Origin of the sequence: Archangium violaceum (assembly GCF_016887565.1) — a bacterium.
Lineage (GTDB): Bacteria > Myxococcota > Myxococcia > Myxococcales > Myxococcaceae > Archangium > Archangium violaceum_B.
The window spans coordinates 10,955,256-10,969,746 of the sequence record NZ_CP069396.1 but is presented as its reverse complement, the minus strand read 5'-3'; the positions used below and the strand labels follow the sequence as shown (position 1 = coordinate 10,969,746).

The 14,491-nt window shown below is 67.1% G+C and carries 7 protein-coding genes; 4 read left to right on the top strand and 3 right to left on the bottom strand.

Annotated features, from left to right (window positions below):
• Nucleotides 1-16: 16 nt before the first annotated feature.
• Nucleotides 17-2,641 carry a TIM-barrel domain-containing protein gene (locus tag JRI60_RS43620; protein ID WP_343213435.1) on the bottom strand — a complete coding sequence of 875 codons (2,625 nt, stop codon included), beginning with the start codon at nucleotides 2,639-2,641 and terminating at the stop codon, nucleotides 17-19.
• Here JRI60_RS43620 and JRI60_RS53910 point away from each other — a divergent pair.
• Nucleotides 2,631-2,804 (top strand): hypothetical protein, encoded by a 174-nt coding sequence (locus JRI60_RS53910; protein ID WP_239470945.1) that lies wholly within the window; start codon nucleotides 2,631-2,633, stop codon nucleotides 2,802-2,804. The genes JRI60_RS43620 and JRI60_RS53910 overlap by 11 nt on opposite strands.
• Nucleotides 2,805-2,940: 136 nt before the next feature.
• On the opposite strand, the gene JRI60_RS43615 is transcribed toward JRI60_RS53910, so the two are convergent.
• Entirely contained in the window at nucleotides 2,941-4,470 is a 1,530-nt protein-coding gene (locus JRI60_RS43615; RefSeq protein WP_204221977.1) for a hypothetical protein, read from the bottom strand.
• Nucleotides 4,471-5,404: 934 nt separating this feature from the next.
• Here JRI60_RS43615 and JRI60_RS43610 point away from each other — a divergent pair.
• From JRI60_RS43610 to JRI60_RS43600, 3 genes are read left to right on the top strand one after another with little or no spacing between them, the layout of a single operon-like run.
• Entirely contained in the window at nucleotides 5,405-9,091 is a 3,687-nt protein-coding gene (locus tag JRI60_RS43610; RefSeq protein ID WP_204221976.1) for a hypothetical protein, read from the top strand.
• Nucleotides 9,088-9,627, top strand: a complete 540-nt coding sequence (locus tag JRI60_RS43605) for a DUF1318 domain-containing protein (protein ID WP_204221975.1) — start codon at nucleotides 9,088-9,090, stop codon at nucleotides 9,625-9,627. Before JRI60_RS43610 ends, JRI60_RS43605 begins: the two co-directional genes overlap by 4 nt.
• Nucleotides 9,621-13,085: a PD40 domain-containing protein gene (locus JRI60_RS43600; RefSeq protein ID WP_204221974.1), complete on the top strand. Its 3,465-nt coding sequence runs from the start codon at nucleotides 9,621-9,623 to the stop codon at nucleotides 13,083-13,085. Before JRI60_RS43605 ends, JRI60_RS43600 begins: the two co-directional genes overlap by 7 nt.
• Nucleotides 13,086-13,135: 50 nt before the next feature.
• On the opposite strand, the gene JRI60_RS43595 is transcribed toward JRI60_RS43600, so the two are convergent.
• Nucleotides 13,136-14,371, bottom strand: a complete 1,236-nt coding sequence (locus tag JRI60_RS43595; RefSeq protein ID WP_204221973.1) for a hypothetical protein — start codon at nucleotides 14,369-14,371, stop codon at nucleotides 13,136-13,138.
• Nucleotides 14,372-14,491: the final 120 nt, after the last annotated feature.

Here is a 14,491-nt window from a genome sequence, read left to right as displayed (position 1 = left end):
TGTGGGATCGATCGATTCACTGGTACATCGCCGTGACCGTGAGATCGGGCTGGGTGTCGAAGACCTTGATGAAGGTGATCTGGATGCTCTCGTTCCAGTAGTAGGCGTTGCTCTGGGACGCGGCGAGGCTGTCCGGACTCCCGACGTTGGGAAGCGCCGTGTTGCCGAGCTTGACGGAGGAGGGCGCCCGGGTCCCGAGCAGGGCGATGTAGTAGAACTTCTCTGGAGGCGTGTACTGGTCGAACACGCGCCGCACCCGGATGTTCTGGCCGCCGGGGATGCCCTGGTGGCTGAGCTCGGTGAGCCGGTAGGTCTGATGGAGCTCGGCCTGGGTGGTGACGCCGTCATCCTGGTACAGCGAGTACGTGCTGTCCTGCCCCGGGTAGATGTTGAAGGTGAGCGGATTCTCGGACAGCTCGCCCACGTACTGCTCCAGCTCGCGGAAGGGCAGGATGGCCCCGGCGCGGACGTAGATGGGGGCCTGGTCGAGCGCCGCCACCCAGCTGTCGATCAGGGTGCCGCCTTCCACCGGCGCGTCGAGCGGGTTCTGGTTGTCCTTGAAGGCGTACCACTGACTCCCAGCGGGCAGGTACACGGACCGGGTGGCCACCGGCGGATTGCCAGAGCCCGGCTGGGTGATCGGCGCCACCAGGAAGTCGCGGCCGATGAAGAACTGATCATCCAGGTAGTCGTAGACTCGCGGATCCTGGGGATCGTTGAGGAAGAGCGCCCGGGCGATCGGCAGTCCGGTCTGCGTCGCCTGGTACATGGCGTCGTAGTAGAGCTGCAGCATGCGGTAGCGCAGCTCCACGAACTTGCGGCAGTTGGTGGGGACGGGCTCGCCGTAGGCGTACGGCTCCTGGAACTGCTTGTTGTAGCCGTCGTAGTGGTTGCGGTACCAGGGCAGGAACGAGCCGAGCGTCATCCAGCGGGTGAGGAGCTCGTAGTCGGTGATGCCGCCCACCACCTTGGCGTCCTTGAACTTGTCGCCGACGATCTCCGCCTTGGAGGTGGTGCCATCGCCCGTGGCGAACCCGCCGATGTCGCAGCCCGAGATGGGGATGCCGGACAGGCCCAGGTTGAGCACCTCGGGGATGTTGATCCGCAGGAAGTCCCAGCTGGAGGCGGAGTCACCCGTCCACAGGCCGGCGTAGCGCTGCATGCCGGCGTAACCGCCGCGTGCGATGATGAAGTTGCGCTTGTCCGGACGGAGGATGTTGATTCCCTCCCAGGTGGCCCGGAGCAGCATCAGCACGTAGGCGTTGTGCATCTGCGCGTTGGGCACGTACGCGGTGCCGTTGTTCGTCTCGATGGCGAGCGGGAACGTTTTGTACGGCGAGTCGCCGCTCGGGGCGATGGCCGGGCAGGTCATGTCCTGCCAGATCATGTCCATTCCCACTTCCTTGAGGAGATGCGAGTACTGCGCGCCCCAGACCTGGCGCACGTCCGCACGGCCGAAGTCCGGGTAGTTGCCATACGCATTGAGCGCGTAGCCGTCCCCCTGCTGGATCGGAGGGTAGGCGAGGTAGGGATTGTTTCCGTTATTGGTGCCGTAGCTGACCTGCCCCTGGTACAGATTTGGATTGGGCCCTTGCCCGGCCAGGGTGTCGTAGATGAGCCCCGGGGTCGGATTGATGGACAGCAGCGCGTCGCGCTGGGTGTAGGGGGCCTTGTTCCCGTTCTCGTCGTACTCGTTGTCGGTCAGCAGCGGCGTGATGTTGGTGCTGCACTTGAACCCGTTCTCATGCAGCTGGGCCATCATCCCCGCTACGTCGGGGAACTTCTTCTCGCTGCTGGTGAAGGTGCGGTAGTTGTCCTGGAAGTCCACGTCGATGTGCAGCCCATCGATCGGGATACGGGCGTCGCGGAAGGCATTGGCCACCCCCTCCAGGATGTCGCGGCTGTAGTAGCCGTAGCAGCCCTGGTGGTAGCCAAAGACATACTTCGGCGGCATCGGAGGCCGCCCGGTGAGCGCGGTGTACTGTTGGATCACCTCGGCGGTGTCGTCACCCGCCATGAAGTAGTAATCCATGTCCCCGTACAGGGCGCCGAAGTAGTACTTCCCCGTCATGTCCGAGTAGTCGTTCGTGCCGATGTTGATGTACGACTGGGCGGGATTATCGAAGAAGAGCCCGTAGCTATACGGGGCGCCGGCGTAGTCCCCCTGGGGCGTGGGGTTGTTCTCCATCAGCAGCGGCACCGAGCAGTACAGCGCCTCGCTGGGGTTGAGCGGACCGCCCCCGTTGTTCGCGGGAATGGGGCCGGTCGAATATATGTAGTTGTCGAAGTTGAAGAACGTCAGGGTGTACTCGTTCTTCAACAGCTTCTCCCCGGCCTTCTCCCCGAAGCCGAAGTAGCGGGCGCCGCCGGGATAGACCTTGAAGTTGGCGATCACCTCCTTGCCGGGGATGTAGACGAGGTTCTTGCCCGGCTGATCGGCGTTGATCAGCTGGTTCCCCCGGTACACGAGGATCCGGTAGGGCTGGAGCTGGATCTCCACCTTGATCTTCCCGGTATCCACCACGATGGCCTGATCGTCATCCTGGAGGATGTTCAGGTCGACCTGACCCAGGTTCCGGTTGACCACCGCCACCGACGTCTCCACCGAGTAGTCGAAGTTCCTGGCGGGGTTGAACCGCACCCGGAAGCAGGTGGCGGACAGGAAGGAGATCTGGAACGAGACGGCGTTCTCCACCGCGGTGAGCGTGAAGACGTTCCCGCTGCGCGAGTGGGTGACGATGTTGCCGATCGACGTCCAGCCGTCGTTGTTGGGCGTGAACTCGTTGACGTTGACGAACTGGTAGCTGTCGGTGGAATCGGAGGCCTGGGGGGTGGCGCGAGCGCGATCCGTCGGGAGCTGGCTGGATTTGGGAAGAGGTTGGCTCATGGCGATCGAGAGCAACGAGAGAGATGGGTTGAGTGGATGGGAGGGACGTTGGCTTACGGCGTCGGTTTGGAGCGCTTCACCTGGTTGAGCGCGGGGGGATAGGGCTTGGCCTGGGCGCGCATCTGCAGGAGCCAGCTGTAGTTGGCACTGCCAGTGAGGCCGGAGTTGGCGTTCTTGCCGAAGATGGGGATGCGCTTGCCATTGGCGTCCAGCACCAGGCGACCCTGGAGGTCCGTCTTGAAGCCAATGCAGGCGCCAGCGGAGTAGTGGCAGCCCACGCAGCTCTCGGTGCCGAAGACGATCTGCGAGTCGCTCACCGTGCCGGACGGGAGCCGATCATCCTCCTCGAGCGGCCCGGCCTTCTGGTTGCCGAGCTGGAAGAACGTCTCCATGGTGGTGTTGATGAGGTAGGTGGGCACCATCTTGCCCGGCGTCTTGTAGATGATGCTCTCGGGAGACGAGGAGTTGTTGGTGCCGAAGAGCATTCCGCCCGGGAAGGCCGGGAAGTTGGGCGCGGTGGGCCACTGGGTACCGATGAGCTTGTAGTTCTTGAAGACGGAGCCCTGGCTCAGCAGCATGGCCTGGAACTTGGCGTTGATGGCCTCGGTGCCGCCGGGAACCGGGAGCACCTGGAGCACCTGGGTGGGCGTGGTGGTGAGGTTCTCCGCCCACGTGGTGAGCGGCGCGCCCGAGGCGAGGCGCGCGTTCTGGGGTGGAAGCTGGTTGACGGGGGCGACGGGCGTCTCTGGATTGTAGAAGTTCGGGCGCCGCGTGCGGCCCTTGCTGTCGAGATCCAGCGAGTTGACGTTGACGTTGTCCACGTGCTCGAAGGTGGCCCACAACCAGGTGGGGGAGGACTGGGTACGCACGGCGATGTGCATGCCCACCAGTCCCATCGTCTCGGTCGTGACGCGACCGACCGTCTGCACTCCGTCCGGACCGGCGTCGTAATGAACCACCTGTCCCTGGCGCACGAAGAAGCGGCTGGGGTCGTCATTGCCGGCCAGTTGCTTCCAGGCCAGCTTGATCTCCATCGAGCCGGGTTGGTTGGTGCCGTCGTTGGCGGGGAAGTTGATGGGACCCTTGGCCGTGAAGGTGGCCTGGCCATCCAGGTTGTACAGCTCGTTCTGGTAGATGTAGTCGAACTCGGTCTTGTTGATGAGGACCTCGTAGCGGACCCAGTTGCCATTGAGGTCCACCAGCGGGCCGGTGAAGGCCTGGAAGCTCTCATCGAGCTGGTTGGCCTCGTTGGCGGACTTCCGACTGCCGAGGCTCGTCATCCATAGGCGACGCTTGGGTGCCTCGCCGCGCTTCACCTGGGCGGCGAGCGTCTTGAAGGAGGCGCTGTTCCAAGGCTCCGGTTGGGCACCATCCGGGAGGAACACGCTGCCGCTCTCCCGGAAGAACTCCCAGACACGGGGCTGCTGGGGGTCGTCCGTCTGCACGCTGGTGTCCGGGTTGCCGTTGGCGTCTGCGGGCGAGTTCAGGGCCAGGAAGGTCTCCCAGGCGAAGGTGTCGAACAGGGATTGGGCCTGGGCGATCTGTCCCGTGTTCACCAACGGCTGCACTTGCGACGGGTCCACGTCGTAAGGCATTGGGGTGGCGATGGCCGCGCTGGGCCGAGCCTTGCCGGCGGGCTGCGGCGCTGCGGCCTGCACACGCGCTCCGGTGAGTGCCCCGGAGAGGCCGATGAGGAGACCGACGCGTCCCAGATTCGCGCCAAGGGCGGACCGGGACGGAGAACGAGAATGCTTCCGAGCCATTGAAGAAGGACTTCCTGCTGAAAGGGGCGTGGAAGACCGAGGGCTTGTCATGGCGACCTCTGGATTGCTCAAGGATGGGGGACGTCCCTGGCGACAATTGCAGGAACAGGGCCAGCGCCGGATGCACGCGCCCTCCCTCTCAACGGGACAGGATTCAGGCTGGGCCGTGGATGCCAGGATCCCATGTCGACATGTCAGCTGACACGTCGATTCAGTGCACTGATGTACGTGTCCTTGCCGCTACCCTCGGAAATCTTCATGTCCAACGCCCACCTCGAGGACAGGTGACAAACATGTTTCAAAGGCACCCACCACTCCCGCAGGTGCCTTCCAACCAGCGCCGGAATCGAGGTTCTTGGCGCGCTCCAGGCGCACCGCTGCCCTGCGTGGGCGAGCGGTCGCCTCGGGCTGCTCGAGAGGGTGCGTCCCTCGGCTGTGAGTTACTCCCAGAGCTGCTGCTGCGCTGGCCCCCAGGCCGGAGCCAGGACAGCAGGCAACTCAGGCAGCTGAAGGTGGCGGAGAATGCGCCGGATGACGGCGCCCTTCGCCCCTGGGGAGAAGTCGCCATGGAAGCGCGTCAAGAGTGCCAGGCGGCAGGTTCGATTCCCGCCGCCTCCACGGGGTGTCGCAAAGCCCCGGGCCGCGGTCCCCTTGGGGCACACGTCGGGTGCCGGGTCCGCCGGGTCCCGGCGATTGAAACCCGATTCCGCCGCATGGTAGGACGAGGGGGGCCGCTCGCTCCCGACTGAACACCATGGAATCCCCCGGAGCTGGACGACCTCGTCGGCGGTTGGCTCGAATCATCACAGGCGTGCTCCTGATTCCAGCGGCGACCCTCGCGCTGGTGCTGGCCATGGCGGTGGCCGCTCTGCACCTCCTCGACCACCCCTGGCTGAAACGGCGCATCGTCTCCCGGGTGGAATCGGCCACGGGCCTGCGGCTGGACTACCAGACAGCCCGGGTCGCCGTGCTCTCGGGTCTGCGACTGGAAGGGCTGGTGGTGCGTACCCCGCCGCCGTTTCAAGGCGTCGCGCCCGAGCTGCTGCGCGTCGGCACCCTGGAGGCGCACTGGTCGCCCGGCTCCTTGCTGAGCGGGACCACCCTGGTCGAGCGGGTGGCGGTGCGGGACGTGGCCCTTGCCCTGGTGGCCGACGAGGCGGGGCCCACGTCTCTCACGGGATTGATGGGGCCGGAAGCCCCTGAGCCGCCGCCCGTTGAAGCGCCACTCGGAGCCTCCCAGCGGGTCGCTGCCCTCCTGGCCTCCGCGCCTCCCGTCGGGAAGGTCGAGGTGTCGGGCGTGTCGTTGAGTTACATCCGCGTTCGGAACGGTGAAGTGATCGATCGCTGGTCCTTGCGTGGGCTCGCGGCCGCGGTCGAAGCGAAGCATCAGGACGATGGATGGAAGGTCTTCGCGCGGATGGGCCAGACCGGTACGCCGCTTCCCCTGGAGTTGAGCCGTGAAGGCCCGGCCATTCCGTCGGCCCAGGCCTGGCTGGAACTGACCCTCTCGGCGGAGGCGGGGGCGTCGGCTGCCCGCGCGCAAGTGGACCTCGATGTCGCGCGGCAGACTTTCGATCCGCGGTTCACGGTCCGCACCCTGCTGCACGGCACGGCCTCCGCGAAGTTCGATGGTGAGAAGCGGCACATCGCCATCGAGCTGGACCGCGCCCAGCTGACCGACAGCGCCGAAGTGCAAGCCCGGTTGGTGCTTCCGGATGCAGCGGATGTTCCACCAGTGGTGACGCGGGCCTTGGCGGATGTTGATCTCGGACGGCTGCTGCAATGGGTCCCCGCCGATTGGCGTCCGTTCTCGATCGAGCGCGGCAAGGTGCATCTGGATGCCCAGGAGGTCACGCTCAGCGCCATGCCGCAGCTGGGAGCCCAGGGCAGACTCGGGCTGGACGTCGACGTCGCGGCGCTGCGGCTCGTTCAAGACGAGCTTCGGGTGGCACTCGGCGGTGGACGCGTCTCCCTGGTGGCGACCCCGGATCCCCAGAAGGGGCTGGCCGCTCGACTCGCATTCGCGCTCCAGGGGCTCGATGTCGGAGGGCCCACCACGCTTCGTGTTCCGAAGGCCTCCGGCGAACTGAAGGGTTACCAGCTGCGGCCAGACCTCTCCTCGCCCATCAAGGTCGCGGGGGATGCTGCCCTGTCCGGAATGGTGGATGCATTGGACGTCCGTGCATCCGGGCTCCGTGCGACCGCGGAACGTTTGGGATTCCATCTCCATGCCCCCTTGGCGGGTGAGCCGCCGTTCGTACTGAAAGCGGACGTGCCCGTGGGGACGCTCCAGGTGGTCACGGCGGATGGCCGCGAGGTGTTGAAGGGCCCCGTGCACGTGAAGCTCGACGCGTCGGAGGTGTTCCCCCGGTTGGACGAGCCGCGACTCAGCCGGGCCCGCGCTCGTCTGGAACTCGACGTTGGCACGATGCACGCGTCGATGGATGCCACCAAGGGGGCCGACGATGTGGCGTACACCCTGGCCGTCCAGACCCCGGACCTCGCCGCCGCTCGGCCCTTCATCCCCGAGTCGATCGCCACACGCGTTCCCTGGAAGCACCTGGCCGTGAACCTGGCCTCCACGGGCAAACTGGCGGCGCTCTTTTCCTCCTCGCCACGGTTGGATCACCGAACGGAACTGCGCCTGCAGCGGCCGGGATGGGACGACGTGTCGGCGAGCAACATCGCCGTCGTGATGCGTTCGCGAGGAGATGCCTGGCGGCACAAGGGCGAACTGGATCTCCAGATCGAAGGGCTGCGCGCCGGTGAGAACGACGTGGGTTCTCAGCACCAGACCTTGACGCTGGACCTCGATCGCCGAAAGCCGTCGCTCCGGCTGGGGCTCACCAGCCATGCGGGGCTGAAGATCGCGCTCGATGCCGCACTGGCGTTCGACCGGAAAGCCCGCGCGCTTCGCTGTGACGTCAAGGGCGACCTCCCGCCCATCGGTGCGCTGTCTCCGCTCCTGGCCAGGGCTGGGGTGCCCGCGGAACTGGATTCCTCGCGGCTCGCGCTGAATGTCGAGCTGCATGGCACGCTGCTCGGCGTGCTCACGGACATCGCCGCCGACGGAACCCCGAGCCTGGCCCCCGTCCCTCTGCGTACCGCCAGCTTCGAGGGAACGGCGGTGGTGGACGCGCGCGGCATCCGCTGGAGACAGGAGGGCCAGTCGATCAACCTCCCCGCGCTGCACTGGCAGGTCGAGTCGCACGCCGATGGGCCACGGCGAACCGTCCACAGCAACCTGACGGTGGAGAAACTCACCGTGGGCATGAGTGAGCGCCGGCTGTCATTCGCCGACGTGTCCAGCGACACCACCGCCACCTTCACCGAGAAGTGGGAAGCGGACGAAATCGAGCTGAAACAACTCTTGAAGGTCCGCTCGCTCGAACAGAGGCCAGCGCTGCCCTATCCGGTTCAGGACCTGGAAGGGTCGTTCTCCGCTCGCCGTGAGCCCAATGGCGTCATTCACATCCCCGACCTGCGAGTGTTCAACGCGGGGACCAGTACCCAGCTGAACGTCAAGGGCCGGCTCGATCTCGGCGATGACCGGCGCCGCCTGGCGCTCCGGGGGGAGCTGGAGCAGGACTTGTCCAGGCTCGCGCGGCCCGGCCTCCTCGAGAGCAGCGGCAAGGTCTCGGTCGATTTCCGGTTGGCCTCGCCCAACCTGGTGGTCTTCCGAACGCTCTCCAACGTCCTCCTCCAGAACGTGAACCTGCGGTTGCCCGAAGAGGGGGTCACGATCGAATCGCTCGATGGCAACGTGCCGCTGACCGAAAACGTGGAGCTCACCGAAGGCCAGGTGCGGCTGCTGAGCGACATCGACGTGAATCCATACTCGATGCTTCGTTTCGCCGACCAACACCCCTTGCTCTCGCGCAACGGATTCATATCGGTGGCCAGCATCACCACGCCGCGCATCTCCATCGCGCCCCTGGCCGGAAACCTGTCCATCGACCAGAACGTGGTTTCCATGCGTCAGCTGGAGATGGGCGTCCGAGGTGGGCGTGTCACCGGACAGTGCGTGTTGGACTGGCAGGGGAGGCACTCCAACCTGGAGGCCCACGTGCGGGCGACCGGCGTGAAATCGTCCCGCGGCGAGCCCTTTGACGGCAATGCCGCCGTGGTCATCTCCGGCAAGGATCGCAGCGTCAACGGACGCGCGGAGATCCTGCGCATTGGCAATCGCCACCTGCTCGACCTGCTCGATCTCGAGGACCCACACCACACCGATCCCGCCACCAACCGCATCCGCTACGCGTTGGGGGTGGGCTACCCGGAACACGTGCGGCTGAGCTTCAACCACGGCTTCGGAAGGCTGAGCATCACCATGGGCGGCCTGGCCAGGCTGCTCAGCATCGATGAGATCCGGGGCATCCCCATGGGCCCCATCGTCGACCGTGTCATCAACTCCTTGTCCCCTCCGGAGGCCACGCCATGAAACGCCGCGGGTTGCTGCTCCTCGCCGCTCTCGCTTCTCCCGGGTGCCTCCGCGCCCCGGAGATCGTCATGGTCGATCGCGCGACGGCGCTCGAAGAACAGGCGTCGGGTTCGTTCAAGGACGTGGAACAGCGTCTCGCTCGCGCGGGAATGAGCCCGACGCCGGTGCCGCTCACGCCCAACCAACTGGAGGACCTGGGCATCCAACCCACGCCGTTGGTCGAGAACATCGGCAAGACGCAGGCGGACCGCGTCGACGAGCTGCTGCGGCGACACTGCGTGGGCGAAGGGCGGGACGGGCTGCTGGTGGACACCCGGCGCCAGTGCCAGGCCGGACGCTTGTCGGCCGATGACGTCGCCCTGGTGGAGCGGGTGAACCGGGCGCGGCTGCACCTGTGGCAGTGGATGCGGACGGTCCGCCCCGGCGTGCCAGAGGAGTCGCTGCGCCGAAGCTGGCAACAGGTGCACGCGGAAGGGGTGATCTGCGGCGGCTGGGTCGAATCCGATGACGGCACCTGGGGAGAAAAGAAGTGCTGACGCTCCGTGGCCGGTGCTTGCTGGCCCTGGCCGTTCTCCTCGCGGGCGGCGCCTGGGCGCAGGACGATGAGAACGACGCGGGCTTGCGCACGCCCTCACGGCTCACCGTGGGCGTGGGAGATCAATTCCTGGGGCAGTTGGCGCCCGATGGAAACACGCTGATCTTCGTGTCCAACCGCAACATCGCGACGGAGATCTACGTTCAGGACGTGGAACAGGGCCGCGAGCGCCGCCTCTTCGACGAAGGCGCCGACGTGACCTGGCCGCGGATCAGTCCCGACGGCAAACACCTGCTCTACATCTCGTTCCGAAACCAGGCCAGCGGCCAGCTGTGTGTGCGGGAGCTGCCGGGTGCGGAGGGCCGCCGCTGCCTCGAGGAAGAAACCAGCGCGCTGCAGGCGGAATGGATCGATGCCTCGCATATCGCGCTGGTGAGCCGGGCGACCATCCAGGGCGATCTGCGATTGTCGCGGGTCGCGGTGGAGCGTGAGTTGAGCGTGAGGCCCCTGCTCGAGCGCAACCTGACCAGTCCCACCATCTCACCCGATGGGCGCTGGCTGGTGTACGTCCCGGTCGAACGCTCCGTGCAGCAGGTGGGCCCCGGCTTCGCCGCGCGCGCCTCGCCCCATCTGGAGGCACTCCGGCTGGATCTCCCCGGTGCTGCTCCCATCCCGCTGGCGCTCGATCTTCCGGGACAGACCGGGCAGCCGGTGTTCGCGCTCGATGGGCGCTCCCTGTACGTGGTGCAGTTCTTCACCGACTCCAATGAGGACGGGGTGATCGACGCCAGCGACAGCGGGGTGCTGTTCCGGGTGCCTTTCTCCGCCGAGCGCGAGGACGCGCCCGAATTGGCCGCCGCCTCCAGTCCGGACCAACTCACCAGTGAGTCCTGGAACTGCGAGTACCCGGCGCCCGCGGCCGCGTCACTCATCGCGACCTGTTCGCGCGATCGATCGCTGGATGTGTATCAGCTGCCGCTGGATGGCCAGGTTCCCAGCAGCTGGGACGTTCCTCGTCTCAACGAGGAATTGAAAATGGTCGGCAGGCGCGCGGATCTACTCCTGCTCTACCGCCAACGCCTGCTGCGCGAAGCCCGGCCCAAACCCCGCCGTCTGCTGATGATGCGCCTGAGCCAGCTCCACCTGGCTTTCGAGGACTTCGATGCGGCGGAGTTCTACGCCCGCCACATGTGTTCGGTGAACGATCCCGCCACGGCGGGACTGGCGGAGCCGCTGCAACTCCTCATCGACCACCGGCGCGCCATGAAGGAGCACGAACGTGGCCGCATGGTGGACGAGCTGATCGACGCCGAACGGCAACGCATGGCCGCGTTGGAGCCCGCCGCTGCTCCCAGCCCGCCCTCCGCCGTCTTCCAACACGTGGTGCGCAGTGAACTGGCGGAGGCCGCCGGCGACTTCACGCTGGCGCGTCAGGAACTGGAGGCCGCCCAGGTGACCGACACCACGCCGCGCGCGGTGCTGGAAGCCTACTTCGAACAAGCGGATGCGCTGTACCGCAAGCTCGACGATCGGGAGGCCCTGGTCGAAGCCGGCCGCCGGCTCTCCATGAACAAGGCTTTTCGCGACGACGACCAGCTCGACTTCGCTCGCGCGGCCGTCCGCGCCCTGTACCGGGGGCGCCCCTATGCCGAGGCGGATGCCGCCATGGTCCAGGCACTCGCCTCGGCACCCGCCGGCTCGGCCTATGCGTTCGCCTTGGAGCTGGGCCGGCACGTCAACGCGTTGCACGAAGAGCGTCCCCCGCGCCCCGTCCGGGATGCCTTGATTGCGTTCTACCGCCAGCAGAAGGATCCCCTTCGCCGGCGCGCACTGGTGCAAGACGCCGTCGAGCGCGCGGCGGGCCTCGGCGCCGACGGCGTGCTGGAGGCGTTGGCGACGGTCTACGTCGACGACGCTCCGCCCGGCACCGAGGAACGCCGCCGGGCCGAACGGTTGTTTCGCCGCGCGATGCTGGGCCGCGCCTATCGCCGGTTGGGGAGGCAGCGCCTGGACGAAGCCCGTGCCGACTTCGACCTCGTGACTCAACGGACTGGCTCACTGGAGAGTGCTGTCGAATCCATGAGCCTGCGGTTGCGTGCCGGCGTCAGCCCCGAGGTGGTGGAGAAGGAAGTCACCACCACCTCCGCGAGTATGGCCAGGCCGCTCGCGCACTTCGTGAAGGCCTACCTCACGGCGCGCCAGTTGCCCAAGCTGGATGACCGCGCCCACGCCCAGGCGGTGGCGGCGGCCGTGAAGGAGCTGCGCGCATCGTGGCAGGAGCTCAAGAACCAGCGCGCGGTGCATGCCCTCTACGGTGCCATTCAGCACGAGGACTTCCTCCGTGGCCGCGCTCCTTCCGCCGCCGAGCGCGCCAACCGGCACTACTTGATCGCCCTGGACCTGGTGCGCAACAACGTCCGCTACCGGGCGATGATCCTCGGTGCGTTGGGGCTGTTGCACACCCAGGTGGGCAACTTCCACATCGCCCTGGGCTACCTCGAGCAACGGGACAAGTTGCCCTACGTGGACAACGCGGCGGGACTGGCGGTGTCCCTGGCCCGCGCCCGGGCGCTCTTGCACGTCGGCCGCGAGGAAGAGTCAGCGCAGGCGGCGGATCAGGCCCTGGCCATGGTGGACGCCACACCGAAGCTGGCCAGGTTCCTCACCCTGGCGCTGGATCGCGCGGCGCTCTACAACCTCGCCGCGGGCCGATTCGAGCGCGCGTTGGCGCTCTACGATCGCGAGCTGCCCACCGTGGAAACGGGCCCCAGCGACGCGGAGGGTCTGCGCAACCGGTTCGTGGTGCGGCTGGCCCGCTGCGCCGCGGCGTTGGGGGCGGGTCACCCCCAGCGGGCATTGGAGGATCTGGACAGGGTGGAGCGCGACCTGGCGACCCCAGCCATGCAAGCCACGCTGAAGTGGGCACACGCCACCCCCCAGCACGTTCAGCGCTCCTATCGCATCATCGCCGCGGGACTGCGCGCCAATGCGGAGACCCGCCTCGGGCACCTGGACGCCGCCGCCCGCGCGCTCGAGCAGCGGCGCGCGCTGTTCCTGGAACAGTTCGCCGAGTCGGATCGCGATGAGGACATCCGCGCGGTGACGCTGGCGGAGATGCGGCTGGCCGAAAATGCCGTGGATCGCCAGGACACGGCGCGGGCGGCCCTCTGGTTGGGCAAGGCGATCGAGCACGCCGACACCCTGATGGAGCGCACCCACGCACCGGTCGATGCCGGTCAGCTCGACGTGCTCTGGTTCGCGGCGCAGCTGCACTCGGATGGGAACACGCAGGTGCCTTTCGACGTACCCAGGCGTCTGGATCAGGCGCAACGCTCCCTCATCGACCGGCGTGATCCTTCCTGGCGCTCCTATCTGGCGTGGTTCGAGATCTATCTGGCTCTCAGCGCGAACCCGCCAGCAGAGGTCCGGGACGCATTGCTTCTGCCCGCTCAGCCCTAGGAGACGCACCCGAGGGCTCCTCCTGGGTCCCCCCAGCTTCCCAACGCCCTCTACGCCGGGGCAGGAGGGACCGGTTCTACCGGTGCTGTGCTGGCTGCCGACGCCGCCGCGCGCTGGAGCGGCCTTCGATTCGACAGGTGCGACGCAACGGCGATGAGCGGCACCACGGCGGCGCCCACGAAGGGAATCACCTGCAACAGCGAGAATGTCAGCAGCAAGCCGACGCGAACGGCGCGCGCCACGAGCCGGTGCTTCCATCGCCCGTGCGCGGCCACCGCGTTGGCGCTGGAGAGACGCAGCACGCAGAGCCCCGCCACCAGTCCGATGACCGGCACCGCGCCGATGAGCGCGAGCAGGGGCAGGATCCGCATCAGCGCACGATCCGCCGCCCGCAGGAACATCCGGATGTCGTCCGGAGTTGGGAAGGCCCTGGCGCCGCACCGCGCACAGAATGCATCAGGCCCGCCCGCTTCGAGTGGCTCGGCGCATGCGCGGCAGCGGCAGCGGGCGAGCAGCGCGAAGACGTGGGCCTGCGTGTCCGCGGCCGGTGTGCGCGCGGTGCGGCCAATCACATCCAGTGCAGTCGGCTCGCGCACCGCACCACAACCTGGACAGCACGGCGCCGCGCGATGCGTTGACGTGGCACAGGCAGGGCACGCGATACGCTCCGACTCCTCCCGCGCACGGAGGATGAAATAGGCACAGGTGACCAGTCCGGTGATCGGCAGCACGGCGAGGGTCGCGGCCGTCGGCGCGAAGGCGCTCAGTGCAATCCCACCGATGACGAAGAGCATCTCTCCCGCGTCCAGCACCAGGAGGACGCCCAGCTCATCCGCGCCAGGGATGGCTTCCAGACCCTGGCGAATCCGTGTGCGCGCCTGTGCGAACGCGAGCGTCAGCGCGCCCATCGCGCCCACCACCACACCCCCGAGGAGGAGCGCCGAGGCGGGACGCTCGGCTGGGGAGGCGAAAGCCCCCACCTGGTAGCCCGCGAAAACCATCCCGGACACCGTGGCTGTCGCGACGGCGGCGCGCCAGCGCCACGGGCTCAAGCGCGGCCACACCGCTTCGACGTGGCCCCACACGAAACGCTGCGCCGACCAGACGGCGAAGAGGGTTCCAATCACCACCGTCGCCAGGAACGTGGAATAGGGTGGAGCGCCCCGGCCACCCGCGCCCGCCTCGAATGAGCCAAAGGCCACGAGCAGAACGGCGGCTGCGGAGGCCACCAGGGGACGGCTCCCAAAGTACGGCACTGCGGCCAGGACCGCCAGGTAGTATTCCACGCTATCTCCTCTCGCTTGGCCACCAGTCGACAGCGTGGAGCCCACTTTGGAGCGCTGCGCCACCCAGGGTCAAGGACCCGGCGCCTGCCGCCTCATCGGGAACAGGCGAAGCAGCCGCCC